The organism is Constrictibacter sp. MBR-5 (assembly GCF_040549485.1).
Lineage (GTDB): Bacteria > Pseudomonadota > Alphaproteobacteria > JAJUGE01 > JAJUGE01 > Constrictibacter.
This window is the reverse complement of record NZ_JBEPTK010000003.1, coordinates 201161-222548: the sequence shown is the minus strand read 5'-3', so window position 1 is coordinate 222548 and position 21388 is coordinate 201161. Positions and strand designations below refer to the sequence as shown.

The following is a 21388-nucleotide window of genomic DNA, read 5'->3' as shown; positions in this document are numbered from 1 at the left end:
CCAACCCTATTGCCCTGATGGTTTCTCCCGCTTGGCCCGGACCGGGTCAAGCGCAGCGCACGCGACCGCGTCGCTTAGCCTTATGGTGCCGGGTCAGGCCCCCGGCCGCCGCGCGACGTCCGCCAGCTGCTGCAGGATCGCGGCGTGGGAGAGCATGCCGTTGCGGAAGCAGGCGAGGTCGAACTTCTCGTTCGGCGAATGGACGCGGTCGTCCTCGAGGCCGAAGCCGACGAGCAGGGAGTCGAAGCCGAGCGTGTCCTGGATCATGCCGACCACGGGAATCGAGCCGCCGCAGCCGATCAGCACGGGCTTCTTCGTGTAGACTGCGGCGAGGCCGCGCATCGCCGCCTGCAGCCAGGGCGAATCCGCGGGCACGCGGATGGCGCGCGACATGCTGAAGGTCTTGAACTCCCAGCGGCCGTCGGCCGGCGTGCGGGCGTCGAGGAAGGCCTTCAGGCCGGCGAACACCTTGTGCGGATCCTGGCCGGGCACGAGGCGGCAGCTGAGCTTGGCGGTCGCATGGGCGGCGATCACGGTCTTGGCGCCGGCGCCCGTGTAGCCGCCGTGGATGCCGTTGATGTCGCAGGTGGGGCGCGACCAGAGCCGCTCCAGGGCGGTACGGCCCTTCTCGCCCGTCGGCGTCTTCAGGCCGATCTCGCCGAGGAAGGCGGCCTCGTCGAAGCCGAGCCCCTTCCAGGCCTCCAGCTCCGCCGCCGACGGCTCTTCCACGTCGTCGTAGAAGCCGGGGATCTGGATGCGGCCGTCAGCATCGTGCAGCTGGCCCAGGATGCGCGTGAGCGCGTTGATCGGATTGAGCACCGCGCCGCCATACATGCCGGAATGCAGATCGCGGCTCGGCCCGTGCAGCGTCAGTTCGGCATACATCATGCCGCGAAGCATGTAGGTGGCGCCCGGCGTCTCCAGGTCCCAGCTGCCGGTGTCGGACACCATGCAGATGTCGGCCTGCAGCTCCTCGCGGTTGTCGCGCAGGAACCCCGGCAGGCTGGGGCTGCCGCACTCCTCCTCGCCCTCGAGCAGCACGGTGACGCGGACCGGGAGCGTGCCGTGCACCTTGATCCAGGCGCGGAAGGCCTCCATCCAGGTCATCACCTGGCCCTTGTCGTCGACCGCGCCGCGCGCGATCACCCGCGGGCCGCGTGCCGCCTCGACGATGGTCGGCTCGAAGGGGCCCGTCTCCCAGAGCTCCAGCGGGTCGGGCGGCTGCACGTCGTAATGGCCGTAATACATGATGTGCGGGACATTTCCGTCCGTGGCGTCGCCCGGCCCGGCATGGTGGGCGACGACGATCGGGTGGCCCGGCGTCTGCCGCAGGCCGGCGTCGAAGCCCATGCTCTTCAGGTCGTCGACCATCCACTGCGCGGCGCGCAGCACGTCGGCCTTGTAGGCCGGGTCCGTGCTGACGCTCGGGATGCGGAGAAGGTCGCAGAGGCGCCCGACCGCGCCGCCGAAGTCGCGGCGGAGATGGTCGAGGACGGGCTCGAGATCGCTCATCGGGATGGCTGCCATGGTTCCGGAGGTCGCCCCATGCTCGCCGCAACGCCCGGTCGTGGCAACAATCCCGTTGCGGCGCCGCGCCTACGCTGCGAGGGGGGACGCTGCGGCCCGGCGCCAGCCGAGCCACTGCTGCACCAGGACGGGGGCCGCCAGCGCCAGGCCCCAGAGGTTGGTCTCCATGCTGGGCGCCACGATCAGCACCGCGCCGACCGCCAGCAGGATGCGCAGCGGCTTGCCCATCGGGGCGATGAGATAGCCGGTGAGCGCCGCGCCGAGCAGAACGATGCCGATCAGGCAGGTGATCGTCACCGACGCATATTCCGGCCAGCTGAAATATTCCGGAATGACGATCAGCATCGCCGGCGAGTAGACGAACACGAAGGGTACCAGGACCTTCGCGTTGCCGAGGCGGAAGGCGGTCACGCCCGTCTTGAAGGGATTGGCCCCGGCGATGCCGCCGGCGGCATAGGCCGAGACGCAGACAGGCGGCGTCAGGTCGGCGAGCACGCCGTAGTAGAGCACGAACAGGTGCGCGGCGAGCGGCGGCACGCCGAGCTGCGCCAGGGCCGGCGTCGCGATGGCCGAGAGCATGATGTAGAGCGCCGTCGTCGGCAGGCCGGCGCCCATCAGGACGCAGGAGATCGCGATGAACAGCAGCGACACGAACAGCATCGCCGGCTGCACGCCGAAGAACGCGAGCTTCTCCGTGCCGTCACCGACGATGTCGAAGGGGAGCAGGGCGGTCAGGAGCTGAATGCTGTCGACGACGCTCAGGGCGCCCTGGGTCACCATGTAGCCGAGCCGGAAGGTGACGCCGGTCAGCGTGATGACGCCGACCACGATGCCGACGGCGGCACCGGCGGCGCCGACGGCGAGGGCGTATTTCGAGCCGATGGCGAAGGCGTCGGCGAGCGAGGCGAACTGCTCGCGCGTGCGCCAGCGCATGAAGCCGATGGCGAGCGAGATCAGGAACAGGCTGACGGTCGTGGGGTCGAGGATGAGCGACACGAGGTCGAAGCTGCGCCCCACCAGGGCCAGTACGGCGAGCGCCGTGCCGGCCAGCGGCCAGCCGATGGCGATGCAGCTGGAGATGCCCCAGAAGGCGGCGAGATACGGCGTGTAGCCGGAGAACAGGACGTAGATCAGGATCACCAGCGGCACCGTCGTGTGCCAGCCCTGCCGCAGCACGTCGCCGATCCGCGGAATCTCCGACGGCTCCATGCCCTTGAGGCCAAGCTTCTTGGCCTCGAAATGGACCATCGCCAGGACAGCCACGTAGTGCATGATCGCCGGCGTCATCGCCGCCAGGATGATGGTGGTGTAGGGAATCTCCAGGAACTCGACCATCAGGAAGGCCGCCGCACCCATGATCGGCGGCGTGATCTGGCCGCCCGTGGAACTGGCGGCCTCGACGGCGCCAGCGAAGTGCGCGGGATAGCCGACCCGCTTCATCGCCGGGATGGTGAGTGAGCCGGTCGTCACGGTGTTGGCGATGGACGACCCGGAGATGGTGCCGAACAGCGACGACGACACGACGCTGACCTTTGCCGGGCCGCCGGAGAAACGCCCGGCGAAGACCTGGGCGATGTCGATGAAGAACTTGCCGAGGCCCATGCGCTGGGCGATGACGCCGAACAGCACGAAGTGGAAGACGATCGTCGAGATCACCTTCACGGGCACGCCGTAGATGCCTTCCGTCGTCAGGTAGATGTGGTTGAGAAACTGCGGCCAGGTGGCGCCGGGATGCTGCAGCACCGCGACCGGAATGGATGGTCCGAACAGCGCGAAGAGCATGAAGACCAGCACCACCAGCGGCAGCACCAGCCCCATCGCGCGCCGCGTCGCCTCCAGGATGACGACCACCAGGATCGTGCCGAAGAACAGGTCCGTCGGCGCCGGTGCGCCGATGCGGAAGTTCATCTCTTCCAGGACCAGGGGAATCCCGATGCCCGTGAGGTCGAGCCCGGTGAACGTGGCTGGAATATAGAGCGCCGAGACGAGGGCGAGGATGCCCAGGACCCAGTCGAGGAGCGGCACGCCGCCGAAGCGCGACCGGCGGACGGCCTCGTCCGTGGCGCGGCCGCGGAAGGCCGCGAAGGTGAGGAAGATCAGCAGCAGGACGGCGCCGAGATGGATGCCCTTGTGCCACTGCTCGCGCGGGATGCCGAAGCCGGCCGTGTAGAAGTGGTAGACCCCGAGGACGATCAGCAGGAACGTGATCAACCGCTTTACGCCCGGTTGCACCGGGCGGAAGTTCATCTCGGGATCGTACTGCGCTTCGAGCGCGTCCGCGCGCTTCAGGTCGGCGTCGGCCATCGCCTGCTGTTCCTACGCCCGCGACCGGTCGGTGCGGGACTTGCTGTCGGGCCCGGGCACGCCCGGAAATGAGGACGGCCCGGCACCCTGGTGGGCACCGGGCCGACGGTTCGTTCGGCGGAGCGTTACTGCTTCAGCATGCCGGCTTCGCGGTAGAAGCGCTCGGCGCCCGGATGCAGCGGGATGCCGGCCGCGTCGAGAGCGCTCTTCGTCTGCACTTCCTTGCCCTTGGCGTGGCCGCCGTCGAGCAGCTTGCGGGTGTTGTCGTTCCAGAGGGCCTTGGTGATGTTGTAGACCAGCTCCTCGGGCTGGTCGGCCGAGACGAGCCACTGGGCGGCGACCGCGAGCGCCGGCACGTCGGCGGTCATGCCTTCGTAGGCGCTCTTCGGGATCGGCGAGCGGAAGTAGAACGGCGCCTCCTCGATGACCTTCGCCGCGATGCTGTCCTTGAGCGGCAGCAGCTGCATGCCGGCGGTGCTGGCGAGCTGCGCGATGCCCGAAGACGGTGCGCCGGTCACGGTGAGGAAGGCGTCGAGCTGGCCGTCCTGGAGGCGCTCCGCCGACTGCGAGGTGTTCAGCTCCTCGGCGGTGAAGTCCTTGTTCTTCTGCAGCCCGGCCGCGTTCAGGATCAGGAGCGCGCCCACCTGTGCGCCGGATGCCGGGAGGCCGACGCCGACCCGCTTGCCCTTCAGCTCTTCCAGGGTCTTCACGCCGGAATTCTTCGGCAGGATGATGTGGATATGCTCGGGATAGAGCGTGGCGATGAAGCGCAGCTTGTCGAGTTTCGGCTTGCCCTCGAACACGCCGGTGCCGTTGTAGCCCCAATAGGCGACGTCGGACTGGACGAGCCCGGACTCCGTCGTGCCGGACTGGATCGCGTTGACATTCGCGACCGAGCCGTTGGCGGCCTGCGCCACGGCGATCAGGCCGTCGACGCCGCAGCTGCCGCCCTTGTCGCAGGGGCGCGAGCCGGGCGGATTGCTGATCGCGTTGGCCAGCAGGCCGGCCATCGGGAAGTAGTTGCCGCCGGCGCTGCCGCTGGCGATGCGGAAGAATGTCGGGGCCTGTGCCTGCGCGACGCCCGCGATGGAAAGGACGGCGGCGGCCGCGGCGGCGGCGAGGAACTTCTTCATGACGTGAATCCCAGCGGTCTGTTGCCTTATTTCCGCCGTATGATCGGCCAACGGAGCGTTCGAGGCAACCTCGCAGACCGCTTCACCCCGGCCGGGCGAGCTCGACCAGCCAGTCGCGGAAGAGCACCACCCGTGGGTCGGCGGCGTCCTCGGGGCGGCAGAGGAACCAGTACTGCTCCGGGATCGGCACCCAGAGCGGGAATGGCGCCACGAGTTGGCGGCTGGCGAAATAGGTTTCCATGATGCAGTCGATGCCCAGGCTGATGCCCAGGCCGCTCGCTGCGGCGCGGTTGCGGATCTCGGGGTCCTCGAAGACGAGATCGGCGGCACCCCGCATGCCGGCGCAGCCACTGGCGGCGGTCCAATGGTCCCAGGCCCCGGGGCTGGCCGTCAGATGCAGCCATGTCTGGCGCGCCAGGTCGGAGGGCGTGGCAAGGTGCTCCGCGACCGCGGGGCTGCAGACGGGCGCCCGCCGGCAAGGCAGGAGCGGCGCGGCGCAGAAGCCGGGCCAGTCGCCGAGGCCGAACCGGATCGCGACGTCGACGCGGCCGGGGTCGAACTCGATCTCGTCGACGGAGGCCTTGATGCGGATGTCGAGCGTGAAGTCGGGGTGCCGTGCATGCAGGTCCGGCAGCCGCGGGACGAGCCAGTTCGCGGCGAACGTCTGCACCACGTTCAGCATCAGGCCGCGGCGCCGCCGGCGGGCGCGCACGGCGCCGGAGCCGGCCTGCAGCGCCTCGAAGGCCCGCGCCACCGTCGCATAATATTCGGCGCCGGTCTCGGTGAGGCGCGGCCCCTGGGGCGTGCGCTCGAACAGCACCGCGTCGAGATCCCGCTCCAGGGTGCGGATCGCATGGCTGATCGCCGACGGCGTCAGATGCAGCGCCTCCGCGGCGGCGCGGAAACTGGACAGGCGCGCGGCCATCCAGAAGGCCTGCATGCCGCGCAGCGAGGGAAGGCGATCGGGAGCCAGGGCCGGGACCGTGCGCGCGTTCGAATCGCGCGCAGCATAGGCCATCTCCTTGCCCCCGCGGTATCGGCTCCGATTCTCCCGGTCCGGCGTGTCAGGCGCTCGCGCGCTGCGGCTCGCTCGGCTCGAAGCGGGTCGTACGGCCGGCAAAGCGCGGCATCACCTCTTCGGCGAAGCGCTTGTACTGGCTGCGCCGGAAGGATTGCGGCACGCCGGGGAACGCCGCCGACACCATGAAGTAGTTGAAACCCATCGCGATGATCTGCTCGAGCCGCGCGGCCACCTTGTCGGGCGTGCCGATCAGGTTGGTGGTCATGTAGGGGCCGAGATTGTCGGGATTGGCGAGCTGGCGCATGTTGCCGAGCATCTTCGAGAACCCCTCGTAGCCCGGCACGCCGGCCCAGTGGTCGGCGTCGACCTCGTAGTGGTTGGCCTGCAGGTCGAAGAAGTGCGGCAGGTACTTGCGGCCCAGCTCCTCGGCCTGTTCGTTCGTGTCGGCCAGGATCATCTTGATCGAGATCGGCAGAGTGGCGCCGTCGGGATTGCCGCCGGCCGCGTAGCGGCCGTGCCAGCGGTTCAGGATGCGCGTCAGCAGGTGATCCGGGAACTGCGACAGGCAGAAGGGCGGCAGGCCGAGATCGCCCATGATTTCCGCACTCGCCGGGCTGCCGATGGCGCCGTAGAGGTGGATCTTGTCGGAATAGGGCCTGGGCCGGATCGATATCTCGCGGGGCACGCTGAAATGCTTGCCCTTGAACGAGAACGGCTCGCCGCGCAGGGCGAGGCGGATGATGCGGTAGCTCTCCTCGAAGCGGCTGCGCGCCTCGGTCATGTCGACCCCGTGCGCGTCGTATTCGAGTTTCGCCGTGCCGCGGCCGAGGCCGAGATGCAGTTCGCCGTCGGTGAAGGCGTCCAGCATCAGGATCTCCTCCGCGATGCGCACCGGCTGGTACCAGGGCAGGACCAGCACGGAGGTGCCGAGGCTCAGCTTCGGGCAGGCCCTGGCCACGTGCGCCATGAACAGCAGGGGGCTGGGCGTCGGGAAATAGTCGGTGAAGTGATGCTCCAGGAACCAGGCGCCATGATAGCCGAGCTCGTAGCCGTAGACGCAGTCGTCCACCGCCTCGCGGTAGGAGAGGTGGTCCGGCATGCCCGGGCTGACGGGGGCCGCCTGGAATCCGAACCTAACGCCTACATCCTTCGTCATCCGCCTGGGCTCCCCGATCTGGTCACCGGTATCGGCGGCCGGCACGAGGCGCGGCCGCTTGTCCGGACTTCTCAGTTGAAACTATGGGCAAGGCCGGGCCGGGGCAAACGAGTTTTTGCGCAGCACAGGTGAATTCAATTCACCGGACCGTCCGTTCAGAGCGGCAGAAGCTTCGCGACCTGAAGCCGTTCCAGCCACTCGACGATGCAGTCCTCCGTGTCGATGCAGTCGGCGAAGCCGAACTCGCGGGCCTTGATGCCGCTCAGCATCGTCGGCGCGGGCCGGTCCTCGCCGGTGCGGAAGGAGTAGTCGGCGAACTGCCAGGACGCGCCGACCAACTGCTCCAGCGTCGTCGGGACGAGGCCGTGCTTGCGCACGATCTCCGCCCAGACCGCTTCCTGCCCCGGCATAGTGTCGGCGAGCTTCTCGACCCGTGTCTCGCCCGGCTGCATGCCGAAAAGTTCGGCGACCGCGGGCCAGATGTCGGGCCAGGAGAGCACGTCGCCGTTATTGATGTTGAAGGTCTCGCGCGCGCACTGCGGCTCCGTGCCGACCCAGTCGATCGCGGAGGCGAGGAGTGCGGCGTCGGTCGCCATGGTCAGGAAGCCGTTGCGCCCGCCCGGCCAGTGCAGGGGCTCGCCGCGCTCGCGCAGGATGGCGGCGTAGGCGCCGACGGCGATGATCACGTTCATCGGGCTGCCGACCGCGTGACCCAGCACCGCCTGCGGCCGCAGGATCGACCAACTCCACGGTTTGCCCTGGGCGCGGGCCGACAGCCAGTCCTCCTGGGCCCAATAGAAGTTCTCGTGATTATGCCGCGGCCACCGCTCCTTCGCCGGGATGCGCATCGGCTCGACATGGCTGCCATAGGCCTTGGTGCCCTGCAGCAGCGTCACGTGGCGCAGGTCGGGCGACGCCGCCTCGACCGGCTCGACGATGTTGCGCAGCATGGCGAGGTTGATCGCGATCTGCTCCGGATCGCGCCAGCCGGCGACGAGGCTCGCCTTCTCGTACAGCGCGGCATAGACGATGTGGGTGACCCCGGCGAAGTCGGCGGCATGGCTGCGACAGGCCTCGGCGTCGCGCAGGTCGACGCTGATGAAACGCGCCGTGGTCTCGAAGTCGGGCCGGCGTCGGGCGATGCCGATCACCTCGCAGTCGGCCTGCGCCGTGAAATGCTCCACCGCCGCCCGGCCGACGAGGCCGAGTGCGCCGACGATCAGTATCTTCCTGGAATCCACGCGTTTCCCCTGTCCAAGCGGGTTCTCCCCCGGCTGGACGGGATCATAGCGGCTGGCGGCGGCGGGCTGTAGACCCGGCCGCCGTGCCGAGCCGGCGGATCAGACGCCGGGCAGCGTCGGCTCGGCCGCGGCAGCGGTGCCGAACATCATCTGCGCGCGGGCGAGATCGTCGGGGAAGTCGACTTCGCCCCAGGTCAGCCCCTCGATCGAGCAGGTCTGGACGAGGCCGCGCTCGGCGAGCACGCCGACCGCCTTCAGGTACCACCAGGAGAGGCCGTTCGGGGTGCGCATCTCCTGGTCGAGAACCTCGGTGAACCACTGCGCGCCTTCGGCGTCGAAGCGCGAAAAACCGATCGACTCGCCGTTCACCCGCTCGAGCGGCAGCGTCTTGCCGACCTCGCGCAGGCGGGTGCCGTCGACGACCACCTTCATGTCGTCGGAATCGTAGCCGTCCTTGCGGTCGATGGTCAGCGTGATCGGCGCCGCCGGCGCGGCGACGAGCCGGCGGGCGATCTCGGGCTCGAACAGGGTATCGCCGTTGAGCAGCAGGAAGCCGCCTTCCATCTCGGCGCGCGCCATCCAGCAGCTCGCGAGGTTGTCGGCCACGTTGTAGAAGGGGTTGAAGACGGTGCGCACCTTCACGCCGAGCTTGCGCAGGCGGATCAGGCGGCCCTCGACGGCGGCCGCGCGAAAGCCGGTGACGACGACGACTTCCTTGACGCCCGCGGCGGCGAGCTGCTCGACCTGATGCTCCAGAATGGTCCGGCCGCCGAGCGGCAGCAGGCACTTCGGGCAATCCTCGGTCAATGGCAGCAGGCGGGAACCCTGCCCGGCGCTCAGAATGATGGCTTTCATCGGCTCGCAGATACTTTCGAGAGGCGCAACCGGCCTCAGTTGGCGCCGCGGGATGGCGGGAGCAAGCGCGGGTTCGGCCCGGCGGGGGGCGGCGGAGCGTCGCGGGCGGGACCGTTACCGCGGTGCCACAGCGGCGGCGAAGACTGTGTTCATTTTTCCACGTTCGTCCGGCGGCGAAGGGCCGCCAGTTCGCGGAGCAGTCGGCCCGCGCGCCCCACCGCGAGCAGCCGGGTCCGCCACAGCGAGCGCGAGACGGCGGGCGTCCCCATGACGATCCGGCCGGCCGGCACGTCGCGGCCGACGCCGCTGCTGCCGCCGACGACGGCATCGTCGCCGATCGTGACGTGGTCCGCTATGCCGGCCTGCCCGGCGATCACCACGCGGTTGCCGATCCGCACGCTGCCCGAAATGCCCGCCTGCCCGGAGATCAGGCAGTCCTCGCCGATGCGGGCGTTGTGGCCGACCTGCACCTGATTGTCGATCTTGGTGCCGCGCCCGATGACCGTGGCGCCGATATTGGCGCGGTCCACCGCGCTGTTGGCGCCGATCTCGACGTCGTCGCCGATGACGACCGTCCCGATCGAGCCGATCCGCCGGATGTCCCGCATCGGCGTATCGACCGTATCGCCGCGGGCGATCTCGTAGCCGGCGGGTTCGGCCGAGACGAAGCTGAAGCCGTCGGCGCCGAGGCTGACGTTGTGGTGCAGGATCACCCGATCACCCACCACCACGCGCTCGCCGACCCGCACGCCGGGGTAGAGCAGGCAGTCGGTGCCGATCCGGGCGTCAGCACCGATGCTCACATGGGCCATGATCCGGCTGCCGGCACCGACTTCCGCATTCGGTCCCACGTAGGCGAACGGTCCGATGGAGACGCCGTCACCCAGGCGGGCCGCGGGATCCACCGCGGCGGTCGGATGCACGCCGGGCGGTGCATGCGGCGGGCGGGCGAAGAGTTCGAGCAGCACGGAGAGCGCCAGGCGCGGGCGCGGCACGACGATCCAGCCCGCCAAGGCCCCGGCGGGCGGCACGATGCCGCTTGCGAGAACCGCCGCCCGAATCGGGCTTCCGCCGATCGCGCCCGCCAGCCGCGGATCCAGCACCATCACCAGGTCCGTCGGCTCCGTCGCCTCCGCCGGGTGCACCAGGCGGCGCAGCGGCACGCTTCCGTCCCCGCACACGGGAGCAGCGAGGGCCTCGGCGACGGCCGAGAGCGTGATAGGGTCGGGTGGGCGCATGCGGCGGACCATACAGGCTGGACGCGCGCCGATCACGCGCGGTGACGACGAGCGGGGAATGTATCGCAGGAAATACCCATCGCAGGAAAACAGCGGATGACGCCTGATCGGAAAGGGTCGTGGCCGAAGCGCGGGCACCCGGCGGAGCCGACAGCGTCGTGACCGAGGCGCCGGAAACGCAGCGGCTCGACAAGTGGCTCTGGATCGCGCGCTTCTTCAAGACGCGCAGCCTGTCCGCCACCGTCTGCGGAAAAGGCCGGGTGCGGGTGAACAGGATCGTCGTCGAGAAGGCGCATTACGCGGTCCGCCCCGGCGACGTCCTCACCTTCCCGCAGGCCGACCGCATCCGCGTGGTCCGCGTGCTCGGTATCGGCATCCGCCGGGGCCCGGCCAGCGAGGCACGCTTGCTGTACGAGGATCTCGACGCGCCGGAGGGGTGAACCGGAGCGTCGCCGCGGGCGTAGGTGCGGCATGAGCAGATTCGCTGCAGGATGGCTGTCGGTAGCCCTGCTGGTGTCCGTCGCCGCTGCGGCGCCGGCGTCGGCGGACTCGTCCGCGTTCGATCCGGCCCGCCTCGCCGACGGCGGCCATGTCGTGATGTACCGTCACGCGCTGGCGCCCGGTACCGGCGACCCGTCGGACTTCGCGCTCGGCGATTGCGGCACCCAGCGCAATCTGAACGAGGCCGGCCGGACGCAGGCGCGGGCGATCGGGGACGCATTGCGCAGGGCGGGCGTCCGGCACGCGCGCGTGCTCACCAGCCGCTGGTGCCGGGCGCGGGACACGGCCCGGCTGCTCGGCTTCGGCGAGCCGGAGGAACTGCCGGCGCTGGATTCCTTCTTCCAGCGCTCCGGTCTGCGCGAGGCGTCGACCGAGGCCGTCCGGTCGTTCGTCGCAGGGCTTCCCGGCGACGGGCCGCTGGTGATCCTGGTGACGCACCAGGTGAACATCACCGCCTTGACCGGGGTCTTCCCGGCCTCGGGCGAAGGCGTGGTGCTGGAGGGGCCGGGCGGCAGGCCGGTCGGCGTCGTGGGGCGGCTGCCGGCGCCGTGACGCTCAGGACTTCTCGGCGAGTTCCCAACCGCGCTTTGCCATGGTGAGGGCGAGCCGGCCGACTTCCTCGGCATCGTCGGCCGCAGCATTCCCGGCGAGGCCGCGCGCCCGCACGCCATCGAGGATCGCGGCGAAGCGGAACATCGAGAAGACCAGGTGGACGTCGCGCATCGAGTCGCTGCGCCCGGACGCCTCGACATAGGTGCGCACGAACTCTTCCTGGCTCGGAAAGCCCAGGCCCTCGATGTCGAGCCCGCGCAGGCCCCAATATTCCGCGGGCGTCGCGTGGTAGAGGATGCAGCAGTAGCCGAGGTCGGAGAGCGGGTGGCCCAGTGTCGCCAGCTCCCAGTCGAAGACCGCGACGACGCGCGGCTCGGTCGGGTGGAACATGATGTTGCCGATGCGGAAGTCGCCGTGGACGATGGTCGTCTCGTCGCCCGGCGGCAGATGCGGCGGCAGCCACTCCATCAGCCGGTCCATCTCCGGGATCTCGCGCGTCTTGGTCTGCAGGTAGTTGCGGCTCCAGCGGTTGAACTGCCGCTCGTAATAGCTGCCCGGGCGGCCAAAATCGCCGAGGCCGACGGCGGCGGGGTCGACGGTGTGTAGCTTCGCCAGGGTCTCGGCGACCGCGCGATACATCGGCGCACGCTCGTCCCGTTCGGTGCCCGGCAGGGCGCAGTCGGTGAAGACCCGGCCGACCTTGCGCTCCATCACGTAGAACGGTGTTCCGACGATCGACCGGTCGTCGCTGAAGAAGTGCATCTTCGCGACGGGCACGCCCGTGCCTTCCAGCGCCTTCTGCACCCTGAACTCGCGGTCGACCGCATGGGCGGAGGGCAGCAGTTCGCCCGGCGGCTGCTTGCGCAGGACGTATTCGGCGTTCGGCCAGCGCAGAAGATAGGTCGGATTGGACTGGCCGTAACCGAACTGCTCGACGGTCAGCTTCCCGGTGGCGTCCGGCAGGTGCTCGCGCACGACGCCGCCCAGGCGATCCTCGTCGAACCGGTGCGCGGCGCGGACGGTGCTCGTCTTCGTCCCCTCGGAGACGATCGTCGGGTTGTGCGGCATGAAGATGCTCTCTCGGTCTCGGTACGGGCTTCCAGCGCAGGTGTCAGCGCACGGGGCCGAAATTCTCGTAGCGGCTGTCATAGTCGAGGAAGCTCGACGGGCGCGACCGCTTGGTCGGGTGCATCCAGTAGGCCTCGATCTCGGCCTCGCTGGCCCCTTCCTCGCGCAGCACGTCGTCGTCCAGGAAAAAGCGGCCGGTGCACTCGCGGCTTGGCCGCGTCACGATGGCGACCGCCGCATCGCCCATGATGTCCGGCCGCCGGCAGGCATCGTAGGTGTCGGGGCTGAAGACCTTCACCGCCATCGTCGCCACCGCATGCCGCGGCCAGAGGCCGTTGGATGCGATGCCGGCTTCGGCGAACTCCTCGGCCCAGCCGAGCACGCACATCGCCATGCAGTATTTCGACATGGTCCGGGCCAGCCGCTCGGCGAACCAGCGCGGATCCAGGTTGATCGGCGCCGCGATCGTCAGGATGTGCGGGTTCGGCGACTTCTGCAGATAGGGAAGGCAGGCCTGGGTGGTGAAGAAGGTGCCGCGGGCGTTGACGTCGAACATCACGTCCCATTGCTTGGGCGTGGTGTCCGGCGTCTTGGTGAAGGTCTGGGCGCTGGCGTTGTTTACGACGACGTCGATGCCACCGAACGTCTCCGCCGCCTGTTCCGCCGCCGCGTAGATTTGTTTCTCGTCGCGCAGGTCGAGCTGCACGGCCAGGGCGCGGCCGCCGCGGCGCTCGCACTCCTCGGCGACGGAGTGGATCGTGCCGGGCAGCTTGCCGTGCGGCTCCGAGGTCTTGCCGGTGACGACGACGTTGGCGCCGGCCTCGGCGCAGCGCAGCGCGATGGCGGCGCCGACGCCGCGGGACGATCCGGTGACCAGGACGGTGCGCCCGCGCAGGTCGGGAGCGGGGCGGGGGCCGGCATCGGTGTCCGGCTCGACGAGCTGAGGTTTCGGCATCACTCCCCTCGGAATTCCGGTTTCTTCTTGGACGTGAACGCCACCACGCCGGAAGCGAAGTCGCTGGTCGCGGTGGAGGCAACGAAGGCGGCGCGCTCGGCGTCCAGTTGCGTCACCAAGTCCGTCTCGAACGAGGCCCGCACCAGGGTCTTCGTCGCGGCGTAGGCGCGCGTCGGGCCGGCCGCGAGCCGGGCGGCGAGGCGGTCGGTCTCGCCGGCGAGGTCGGCCTCCGGCACGACGCGGTTCACGAGGCCCAGGTCGAGCGCCTTCGCCGCGTCGAAGCGGTCCGCGAGCAGCGCGATCTCCATCGCCCGGCGCATGCCGACGATCCGCGGCAGGTGGAAGGTCGACCCGCCGTCGGGACTGACGCCGATCGCGGCGTAGGCGAGGGTGAAGACGGTATTGTCGGCGGCGATCGCGAGGTCGGTGTTGAGGGCGAGGCTGAGCCCAGCGCCCGCCACGGCACCGTGCAGCGACGCGATCACCGGCTTCGGCATCCGCGCCACGGCCTTCACCGCCTCGTGGAAGACTTCGATCAGTTCGCCGGCGACCGTCTCGATATGGTCGAGATCGCGGTGGAAGCCGGCGACGTCGCCGCCCGCCATGAAGCCGCGGCCCGCACCGCGAATCACCACGCACCGTATCGCCGTGTCCTGCTCGAGATCGAGCATCGCATTGCGGAACGCCTGCGCCATGCCGAGGTCGAGCGCGTTCAGCACCTGCGGCCGATTGAGCGTCACCGTCGCGATGGGCCCTGCCCGCTCGACGATTACCGGAGCCTCGTCGGCCATGATCTTCCTCCTGTGGGCACGGGGGCACCGTAGCGCCTCGTCGTCCGAGCGACAATCTGCGCCGCCGCGCGACGCGGCCTTTCAAAAATCCGCTCCGACGCCAAGATGTGGACAGCCCGCGTGGGACAGAGTGAAAAATGAAGACGAGCGCCGCATTGCGGCAGCCCGCTGCCCCGGCAGCGCCGATCGCTACGGGAGGCGACGTGACGATCAGGCCGGCCGGGCTGGCCGACTTGGCGGCGCTGCTGCGCGTCGAGGAACGGTCGTTCCGCTGGGATCGCCTGTCCCGGCGCAGCTTCAACTATCTCCTGACCAAGGCGCACGCCTTCACGCTCGTCGCCGAATCCGGCGGTGCCGTGTGCGGCTACGCCCTCGTGCTGGTGGGCGGTGCGACGGCGCTGGCGCGTCTCTACTCGTTCGCCGTCGAACCGGAGGCGCGGGGCCTAGGCATCGGCTCGGCCCTGCTGGCCGCCGCCGAGGCGCGGGCGGTGGCCGAGGGGCGCGCGGTCATGCGACTCGAGGTGCGGGCCGAGGACGATGCCGTCGTCGGCCTCTACCGCCGCGCCGGCTATGTCGCCTTCGAGCGCATCGAGGAGTATTACGAGGACGGCGCGGACGCACTGCGCATGGAGAAGGCGCTGGCCGGCGGCAATCGGCCCGGCCTCTCCGACGTGCCCTACTATGCCCAGACGACCGAATTCACCTGTGGCCCGGCGGCGCTGATGATGGCGATGAAGGCGCTGGGCGGCGATCCGCCGATGGTGCGCAGCGAGGAGATCCGCCTGTGGCGCGAGAGCACGACCGTCTACATGACGTCTGGCCACGGCGGCTGCGATCCCTACGGGCTGGCGCTGGCGGCGCATGAGCGCGGGTTCCATGCCGAGGTCTACGTCGCCGGCGGTGGGTTGCTCTTCCTCGATTCGGTTCGTTCCGAGGAGAAGCGCGAGGTCATGCGGCTGGTCCAGGAGGATTTTCGCGACGCCGCCGCGGAGGCCGGCATCGCCTCGTTCGACCGCGGCCTCGGCAGCCGCGACCTGATCCTGGCGCGCGAGGCCGGGGCGGTGCCGATCGTGCTGGTCAGTTCCTGGCGGCTCTACGGCGCCAAGGAGCCGCACTGGGTGGTCGTCGCCGGCTACGACGACCGGTTCATCTACATTCACGACCCCTATGTGAACTTCGAGGAGCATCGCAGTCCGAGCGACGGCACCAACGTGCCGGTGTCGCACGGCGAGTTCGACCGGATGGCCCGCTATGGAGCCCGGCGCGTCCGCGCCGCCGTCATCGTCGCCCGCGGGACCGCCGCCATTTCATGACCGATCATATCGTCATCGTCGAGAACAAGGCCGACCAGGGATGGGCCGCGTCGGCCGGTACCGCGGTGACCGCGCGGGAGTTCGCGACCAATCCCGAGCGCTTCAAGAACCGCCAGGCGCGGGTCATCAACCTGAGCGCCTCGTTCGACTATCTCGACCTCGGCTACTACTGCTCGCTGCTCGCCGAGGCGCGCGGGCAGAAGGTCGTGCCGACGGTCGAGACGCTGCTGAACCTGTCGCGCAAGACGCTTTACGCCGTCGACCTGCCGGAACTGAACGCGGCGCTGCGCGAGGAGATCGGCAAGCTGGCGGCCCCGCCGCGCGCCGCCTTCACGCTGACCGTCTGCTTCGGCCAGCCGACGGATTCCCGTTTCAGGAACTTCGCGCGCCGCCTGTTCGACCGTTTTCGCTCGCCGCTGCTGCGCGTCCAGGTGGTGCATGACGAGCGCTGGCAGGTCAGGCAGATCGAGCATGTCGCAGCGAGCGCCCTCAGCCCGGACGAGTTCGAGTTCTTCGTCGCGACCCTGGAGCGCTACACGCGTGCCGACTGGCGGCCGGCGAAGGCGAAGACCCAGCCGCGCTACTGGATGGCGCTGCTGCACGATCCGGCGGAGAAGATGCCGCCGTCGAGCCCGGAGACGCTGAAGAAATTCGTGTCGGTCGGGGCGTCGCTCGGCATCGCGGTGGAGATGATCCAGCGCAAGGATTTCCTGAAGCTCGCCGAATACGACGCGCTGTTCATCCGCGAGACGACCAGCATCGAGAACCACACCTTCCGCTTCGCGCGCAAGGCGGTGCACGAGGGGCTGGTCGCGATCGACGACCCCGTGTCGATCCTGCGCTGCACGAACAAGGTCTATCTGGCCGAACTGCTCCAGGCGAACAGGCTGCCGGCACCGCGGACGCTGATCCTCGACCGCGAGAGCATCCTGCAGGCGGAGGAGCAACTGGGCTATCCGCTGGTCCTGAAGATCCCCGACGGGTCCTTCTCGCGCGGCGTCATCAAGGCGAACACACGCGCCGAACTGATGGACGGCGCGCGCAAGCTGCTGCAGCGGACCGAGCTGATCCTGGCGCAGCAGTTCATGTACACCGCGTTCGACTGGCGCGTCGGCATCCTCAACCGCCAGCCGATCTTCGTGTCGCAGTACTTCATGTCGCGCAAGCACTGGCAGATCGTGAACCACCGCGCCGATGGGAAGGTCGCCGAGGGCGGGTTCAAGACCTGGGACGTGGCCGCTGCGCCGAGGGAGGTGGTGGACATCGCCCTGAAAGCCGCCAACCTGATCGGCGACGGCCTCTACGGCGTCGACCTGAAGCAGACGGACGCGGGCGTGTTCGTCATCGAAATCAACGACAACCCGAATATCGATCGGGGAGTGGAGGACGCCATGCTCAAGGACGAGCTCTACAGGACGGTGCTGCGCGACTTCGTCCGCCGGATCGAGGCGCGCTGATCCCGTCATGAGCTCCTCGAGGCGGCTGCAGGATGCTGCCCGCGCCCCGGCGTCCGCGACCCGCGACGCCGTCGGCGGCACACGCACCGGCGCTTCTGCCGAGGCGCGCGGCATCCGCAACGGCATCCTCTGCATCATCGGCGCGGCGCTGCTGTTCACCAGCAGCCACGCGGCGATCAAGCTCGAGGCGTCGAGCTTCCACGTCGTGCAACTCGTGTTCTTCCGCAGCGTCTTCGCCTTCGTGCCGCTGGCGCCCTTCATCTTCCGCAGCGGCATCGGGCTGCTGAAGACGCAGCGGCCGGGGCTGCACGCCGGCCGCTGCCTGGCCGGCATCACCTCGATGTTCGCCTATTTCTACGCCCTCGGCTTCCTGCCGCTGGCCGACCTGACGGCGATCAACTTCACCATGCCGCTGTTCGTCACGGCGCTGTCGGTGCCGCTGCTGGGCGAGAAGGTCGGATGGCGGCGCTGGACGGCCGTCGCGGTCGGCTTCGGCGGCGTGCTGCTGATGACCCGGCCCGGCGCCGGCGTCTTCGACCCGATGATCCTGCTCGCGCTGTTCTCGGCCTTCGGCTACGCGATCGCCGTGATCTGCATGCGCCGGCTCGGCAGCACGGACAGCAGCGCCACGACCACCTTCTACTTCACGGCGGTCAGCGCGGCGATCAGCGGGGTATTGCTTCCCTTTTATTGGCAGACGCCCGTCGGAATCGAGTGGGTGGTGCTGATCCTGATCGGCGTGGTCAGCGGCGGCGCGCAGCTGATGATGACACTGGGCTACCGGTTCGCGCCGGCGGCCATCGTGGCGCCGTTCGACTATGTCGCCCTGGTCTGGGCGGCGCTCCTCGGCTTCGTGATCTGGGACCATCTGCCGACGGCGTGGGTGGTGAGCGGCGCCGCCGTCGTCATCGCCTCGGGTCTCTACATCCTCCGCCGCGAGACGAAGCTGGCCCGCGAACGCGCGGCGGCTACTCCGCCGCCGCGCGCCGCATCTCCGGATAGAGACTGACCAGGCCCTCGCGCGACGCCGGACAGACTCCGCGCTCGGTGACCAAGCCGGTGACGAGGCGGGCCGGCGTGACGTCGAAGCCGTAGTTCGCGGCGGGGCTGCCGGCCGGCGTCACCCGCATCGGCACGACCTCGCCCGCGTCGGTGGCGCCCCAGATCCGCGTCACCTCCGTCGGGTCGCGCTCCTCGATCGGGATCTCGGTGAGGCCGTCGGAGATGGTCCAGTCGATGGTCGGGCCCGGCAGCGCCACATAGAAGGGCACGGCGTTGTCGTGCGCCGCCAGCGCCTTCAGGTAGGTGCCGATCTTGTTGCACACGTCGCCGTCCGCGGTGGTGCGGTCGGTTCCGACGATGCACATGTCGACCATGCCGTGCTGCATCAGATGGCCGCCGGCATTGTCGACGATCACCGTGTGCGGCACGCCGTGCCGGCCCAGTTCCCACGCCGTCAGGCCGGCGCCCTGGTTGCGCGGCCGCGTCTCGTCGACCCAGACGTGCACCGGAATGCCGGCGTCGTGCGCCATGTAGATGGGGGCGAGCGCCGTGCCCCAGTCGACCGTGGCCAGCCAGCCCGCGTTGCAGTGGGTCAGGATGTTGACAGGCCCCGTCGGCTTGACCTGCGCGATGCCCCGGATCAGCGTCAGGCCATGCGTGCCGATGGCATGGTTGATCGCCACGTCCTCGTCGCAGATCGCCGCCGCCTTTGCGTAGGCCGCGGCGGCCCGCTCGGCGGGCGCCAGCGGCTGCAGGGCCTGCCGCATCCCATCCAGCGCCCAGCGCAGGTTGATCGCGGTCGGACGCGTGCGGTGCAGGGTTTCGTAGGCGGCGGCCAGCGACACGTCCGACGGGTCGGCCCGCATCGCCATCGCCATGCCGTAGGCGGCGGTGGCGCCGATCAGCGGCGCGCCGCGGATCAGCATGGCGCGGATCGCGTGCGCCGCGTCCTCCAGCGAGGCCAGGCGGATCGTCTCGAACGTATGCGGCAGTTTCGTCTGCTCGATGACGCCGACCGACCAGCCGTCGTCGTTGAGCCAGATGCTGCGATAGTGCGTGCCGTCGACCTTCATCCGCAAACCCTCCTCGCCTTCGCCCTGAGGTGGGGGGCGAAGGGTCGGCCGGCAACGGGACGGAGCGCTACTTCGCCGCCCGCTTCAGGATCTTCTCCGCGGCATCGGCGAGCACCTGGCAGCCGAGGACGAGGTCGTCGTCGGAGGTGTTCTCGGCATAGTGGTGGCTGATGCCGCCGATGCTGGGAACGAACAGCATCGCTGCCGGCAGCTTCTTGGCGAGGATCTGGGCGTCGTGGCCGGCACCGCTCGGCATGCGCACGTGCATGCCCGGCGCATGTTCCTTCGCGGCCTCTTCCAGCGCGTCCTGAAAAGCACCTTCCATGACCTTCGGCTCGCTGCGCGACACCGTCTCGATCGTGACGCCGCACGGCCCCGCCGCATCGGCCGCCGCGACGAGATCGAACAGGGTCTTCTCCAGCAGCAGAAGCCGCTCCGGGTCGGCGTCGCGGAACTGGAACATCATCTTCGCACCACCCGGCACGATGCTGGGGGCGTTCGGGTCGAGGTCGATCCTGCCCGTCGTCCAGACCGTCCGCTCCGCCGCCACCTTGGGGAACGCCTCGTAGATCGCACTCGCGAGATTAACCAGCGCCACGCCCGCGTCCTTGCGGATCGCCATGCGCGTCGTTCCGGCATGATTCTGCACGCCGGTGAAGTGGATGCGGTACTGCCAGATGCCGACGATGCTGGTGACGACGCCGATGCGCTTGCCGGTCGCCTCCAGCGAGTCGCCCTGCTCGATATGCGCCTCGACATAGCCGACATAGCGCGACGGATCGATCAGCGCGCGCGGCTTATCGGCATAGCCGGCCTTGTCCAGCGCCTCGCGCAGGGGCGTGCCGTCGTCGCGGTTCTTCGCAGCGTCGAGGTCGGCGTCGGTCAGGTCGCCGACGAAGGAGTGGCTGCCCAGCATGCTGGCATAGTGGCTCTCCTCGTCGGCCCAGGATGCCACCTCGATGCCCATGCCGGCGCATGCCGGATCCTCGGCGAAGGCACGGGCGACCTCGAGGGCGTAGATCACGCCCATCGCGCCGTCGAGCCAGCCGGCGTGCGGCTGCGTCTCGCTGTGCGAGCCCATCAGCAGGCGCGGGCCGTTGACCCGGCTGCTGCCGATGACGTTGCCAACGCCGTCGATCGAGGCGTTCAGGCCGGCCTCGGCGAAGCGCTGCTGCAGCCAGGCGCGCGATTCCACGTCCTGGGGCGAGAAGGTCGGGCGATGCACGCCGGTCTTGTAGCGGCCGAAATCCGCCAGCCGGCGCAGATCCGCCAGCAGCCTCTCGGGATTGATCTTGGGCATGTCGCTGACCTCTTCGCGGGCGTCGGAAAGCGGAAAAGGCGAGCAAGAAGCGCGCCAGGACCAGCGTGTTCGCAACGTGGCGGTTGCGCAAGGGCGGACGGATCCGTTGAATAGAGGGCAGAGGGGGAGCACGAGTGTGGAGGCCGATCCATGCGGCTGTTCGCGATCCTCACCGTCTGTTCCGGCGCCCTCTGGTCCGGCATCGCGTGGACCGGCCCTGCGCGGGCGCTCGATCTTCCCGTCGACCTGGAGCTGATCCTCGCGGTCGACGTCTCCGACAGTATCGACGAGCGCGAGGCCCGGCTGCAGCGCGAGGGCTACATCGCGGCCCTCACCGATCCGGAGGTGCAGTTCGCCATCGCCTCGGGGCCGCACCGGCGGATCGCGATGACCTACATCGAGTGGGCGCAGAGTGCCCATCAGCGGGTCATCGTCGACTGGAGGGTGATCGAAGGGCAGGCGGATGCGGAGGCATTCGCCCGCGCTTTGACCAGTGCGCCCTACGAGCGCAATCAGTGGACGTCGATCAGCGGCATGCTCGATTTCGGCGTCAGGCAGTTCGCCGCGAACGGCTTCGAAGGCACCCGCAAGGTGATCGACGTCTCTGGCGATGGCGCCAACAATCACGGTCGCGATCTGGGGGCGGCACGCCAGGAGGCGATCGCGGCGGGCGTGACCATCAACGGCCTGCCGATCGCGACCGAGCGCCTGAGCCGGCACGGCTGGCCGCGCTCGGCCGACGTCGACTGGTTCTATGCCAACCATGTGATCGGCGGGCCGGGCGCCTTCATGATCGTCGTGGAGGCGCTCGATACCTTCGCGAGCTCGATCCGCCGCAAGCTGCTGCGGGAGATCGCCGCGCCGCGCGATGCGCCGCAGCTGGCCGAACTGCCCTAGCCGT

General features: G+C 69.3%; 19 protein-coding genes. 6 read left to right on the top strand and 13 right to left on the bottom strand.

The window, feature by feature from the left end; all coding sequences use genetic code 11:
- Positions 1 to 93 precede the first annotated feature (93 nt).
- The 8 genes from ABIE65_RS08050 to lpxD all read right to left on the bottom strand — a co-directional run bounded on the left by ABIE65_RS08050 (position 94) and on the right by lpxD (position 10475).
- Entirely contained in the window at positions 94 to 1512 is a 1419-nt protein-coding gene (locus tag ABIE65_RS08050) for a dipeptidase (RefSeq protein ID WP_354076950.1), read from the bottom strand.
- 84 nt (positions 1513 to 1596) lie between these two features.
- A complete protein-coding gene (locus ABIE65_RS08045) occupies positions 1597 to 3831 on the bottom strand; it encodes a TRAP transporter permease (protein ID WP_354076948.1) in 2235 nt (744 codons plus the stop codon).
- Positions 3832 to 3956: 125 nt separating this feature from the next.
- Positions 3957 to 4964 carry a TAXI family TRAP transporter solute-binding subunit gene (locus ABIE65_RS08040; RefSeq protein ID WP_354076946.1) on the bottom strand — a complete coding sequence of 336 codons (1008 nt, stop codon included), beginning with the start codon at positions 4962 to 4964 and terminating at the stop codon, positions 3957 to 3959.
- A gap of 82 nt (positions 4965 to 5046) precedes the next feature.
- Complete coding sequence (locus ABIE65_RS08035; protein WP_354076945.1) at positions 5047 to 5982, bottom strand: LysR substrate-binding domain-containing protein; 936 nt, start codon at positions 5980 to 5982, stop codon at positions 5047 to 5049.
- A 46-nt stretch (positions 5983 to 6028) separates the two neighbouring features.
- Complete coding sequence (locus ABIE65_RS08030; protein WP_354076943.1) at positions 6029 to 7141, bottom strand: LLM class flavin-dependent oxidoreductase; 1113 nt, start codon at positions 7139 to 7141, stop codon at positions 6029 to 6031.
- A 155-nt stretch (positions 7142 to 7296) separates the two neighbouring features.
- Positions 7297 to 8382, bottom strand: coding sequence for an SDR family oxidoreductase (locus ABIE65_RS08025; RefSeq protein WP_354076941.1), 1086 nt, complete (start codon positions 8380 to 8382; stop codon positions 7297 to 7299).
- 99 nt (positions 8383 to 8481) lie between these two features.
- The gene (locus tag ABIE65_RS08020; protein WP_354076939.1) at positions 8482 to 9237 is read right to left on the bottom strand and encodes a phosphocholine cytidylyltransferase family protein; all 756 of its coding nucleotides are present in this window, start codon (positions 9235 to 9237) and stop codon (positions 8482 to 8484) included.
- 149 nt (positions 9238 to 9386) lie between these two features.
- Positions 9387 to 10475, bottom strand: coding sequence for a UDP-3-O-(3-hydroxymyristoyl)glucosamine N-acyltransferase (gene lpxD, locus ABIE65_RS08015; protein WP_354076938.1), 1089 nt, complete (start codon positions 10473 to 10475; stop codon positions 9387 to 9389).
- 119 nt (positions 10476 to 10594) lie between these two features.
- On the opposite strand from lpxD, the gene ABIE65_RS08010 reads away from it, so the two are divergent.
- Positions 10595 to 10915, top strand: coding sequence for an RNA-binding S4 domain-containing protein (locus tag ABIE65_RS08010; protein WP_354076936.1), 321 nt, complete (start codon positions 10595 to 10597; stop codon positions 10913 to 10915).
- Between the two features lie 31 nt (positions 10916 to 10946).
- Entirely contained in the window at positions 10947 to 11528 is a 582-nt protein-coding gene (locus tag ABIE65_RS08005) for a histidine phosphatase family protein (RefSeq protein WP_354076935.1), read from the top strand.
- 3 nt (positions 11529 to 11531) lie between these two features.
- Here the strand turns inward: ABIE65_RS08005 and ABIE65_RS08000 are convergent, their stop codons facing one another.
- Genes ABIE65_RS08000 through ABIE65_RS07990 form a run of 3 tightly spaced genes read right to left on the bottom strand, consistent with a single transcriptional unit; the run spans position 11532 to position 14342 of the window.
- Positions 11532 to 12596, bottom strand: a complete 1065-nt coding sequence (locus ABIE65_RS08000) for a phosphotransferase (protein ID WP_354076933.1) — start codon at positions 12594 to 12596, stop codon at positions 11532 to 11534.
- 43 nt (positions 12597 to 12639) lie between these two features.
- Positions 12640 to 13551, bottom strand: coding sequence for an SDR family oxidoreductase (locus ABIE65_RS07995; RefSeq protein WP_354076931.1), 912 nt, complete (start codon positions 13549 to 13551; stop codon positions 12640 to 12642).
- The gene (locus ABIE65_RS07990; RefSeq protein ID WP_354076929.1) at positions 13551 to 14342 is read right to left on the bottom strand and encodes an enoyl-CoA hydratase/isomerase family protein; all 792 of its coding nucleotides are present in this window, start codon (positions 14340 to 14342) and stop codon (positions 13551 to 13553) included. Before ABIE65_RS07990 ends, ABIE65_RS07995 begins: the two co-directional genes overlap by 1 nt.
- A gap of 203 nt (positions 14343 to 14545) precedes the next feature.
- Between ABIE65_RS07990 and ABIE65_RS07985 the strand changes: the two genes are divergently transcribed.
- Genes ABIE65_RS07985 through ABIE65_RS07975 form a run of 3 tightly spaced genes read left to right on the top strand, consistent with a single transcriptional unit; the run spans position 14546 to position 18121 of the window.
- Positions 14546 to 15655 carry a peptidase C39 family protein gene (locus ABIE65_RS07985; protein WP_354076927.1) on the top strand — a complete coding sequence of 370 codons (1110 nt, stop codon included), beginning with the start codon at positions 14546 to 14548 and terminating at the stop codon, positions 15653 to 15655.
- Positions 15652 to 17112 (top strand): RimK family ATP-grasp domain-containing protein, encoded by a 1461-nt coding sequence (locus tag ABIE65_RS07980; protein WP_354076925.1) that lies wholly within the window; start codon positions 15652 to 15654, stop codon positions 17110 to 17112. Before ABIE65_RS07985 ends, ABIE65_RS07980 begins: the two co-directional genes overlap by 4 nt.
- 7 nt (positions 17113 to 17119) lie before the next feature.
- Complete coding sequence (locus tag ABIE65_RS07975; protein ID WP_354076923.1) at positions 17120 to 18121, top strand: DMT family transporter; 1002 nt, start codon at positions 17120 to 17122, stop codon at positions 18119 to 18121.
- On the opposite strand, the gene mtnA is transcribed toward ABIE65_RS07975, so the two are convergent.
- A complete protein-coding gene (gene mtnA / locus ABIE65_RS07970) occupies positions 18081 to 19187 on the bottom strand; it encodes an S-methyl-5-thioribose-1-phosphate isomerase (protein ID WP_354076921.1) in 1107 nt (368 codons plus the stop codon). The two genes, ABIE65_RS07975 and mtnA, sit on opposite strands and share 41 nt — an antisense overlap.
- 67 nt (positions 19188 to 19254) lie before the next feature.
- Positions 19255 to 20487: a Zn-dependent hydrolase gene (locus ABIE65_RS07965; protein WP_354076919.1), complete on the bottom strand. Its 1233-nt coding sequence runs from the start codon at positions 20485 to 20487 to the stop codon at positions 19255 to 19257.
- Positions 20488 to 20637: 150 nt separating this feature from the next.
- On the opposite strand from ABIE65_RS07965, the gene ABIE65_RS07960 reads away from it, so the two are divergent.
- Positions 20638 to 21384 (top strand): DUF1194 domain-containing protein, encoded by a 747-nt coding sequence (locus ABIE65_RS07960; protein WP_354076918.1) that lies wholly within the window; start codon positions 20638 to 20640, stop codon positions 21382 to 21384.
- Positions 21385 to 21388: the final 4 nt, after the last annotated feature.

Coding starts and splice junctions, on each gene's coding strand:
- ABIE65_RS08040 (WP_354076946.1), bottom strand. CDS start 4,964: ATGAAGAAGTTCCTCGCCGCCGCCGCGGCCGCCGCCGTCCTTTCCATC.
- mtnA (WP_354076921.1), bottom strand. CDS start 19,187: ATGAAGGTCGACGGCACGCACTATCGCAGCATCTGGCTCAACGACGAC.
- lpxD (WP_354076938.1), bottom strand. CDS start 10,475: ATGCGCCCACCCGACCCTATCACGCTCTCGGCCGTCGCCGAGGCCCTC.
- ABIE65_RS08035 (WP_354076945.1), bottom strand. CDS start 5,982: ATGGCCTATGCTGCGCGCGATTCGAACGCGCGCACGGTCCCGGCCCTG.
- ABIE65_RS07960 (WP_354076918.1), top strand. CDS start 20,638: ATGCGGCTGTTCGCGATCCTCACCGTCTGTTCCGGCGCCCTCTGGTCC.
- ABIE65_RS07965 (WP_354076919.1), bottom strand. CDS start 20,487: ATGCCCAAGATCAATCCCGAGAGGCTGCTGGCGGATCTGCGCCGGCTG.
- ABIE65_RS08000 (WP_354076933.1), bottom strand. CDS start 12,596: ATGCCGCACAACCCGACGATCGTCTCCGAGGGGACGAAGACGAGCACC.
- ABIE65_RS07990 (WP_354076929.1), bottom strand. CDS start 14,342: ATGGCCGACGAGGCTCCGGTAATCGTCGAGCGGGCAGGGCCCATCGCG.
- ABIE65_RS08030 (WP_354076943.1), bottom strand. CDS start 7,141: ATGACGAAGGATGTAGGCGTTAGGTTCGGATTCCAGGCGGCCCCCGTC.
- ABIE65_RS07995 (WP_354076931.1), bottom strand. CDS start 13,551: ATGCCGAAACCTCAGCTCGTCGAGCCGGACACCGATGCCGGCCCCCGC.
- ABIE65_RS08045 (WP_354076948.1), bottom strand. CDS start 3,831: ATGGCCGACGCCGACCTGAAGCGCGCGGACGCGCTCGAAGCGCAGTAC.
- ABIE65_RS08020 (WP_354076939.1), bottom strand. CDS start 9,237: ATGAAAGCCATCATTCTGAGCGCCGGGCAGGGTTCCCGCCTGCTGCCA.
- ABIE65_RS07975 (WP_354076923.1), top strand. CDS start 17,120: ATGAGCTCCTCGAGGCGGCTGCAGGATGCTGCCCGCGCCCCGGCGTCC.
- ABIE65_RS08050 (WP_354076950.1), bottom strand. CDS start 1,512: ATGAGCGATCTCGAGCCCGTCCTCGACCATCTCCGCCGCGACTTCGGC.
- ABIE65_RS07980 (WP_354076925.1), top strand. CDS start 15,652: ATGACCGATCATATCGTCATCGTCGAGAACAAGGCCGACCAGGGATGG.
- ABIE65_RS08005 (WP_354076935.1), top strand. CDS start 10,947: ATGAGCAGATTCGCTGCAGGATGGCTGTCGGTAGCCCTGCTGGTGTCC.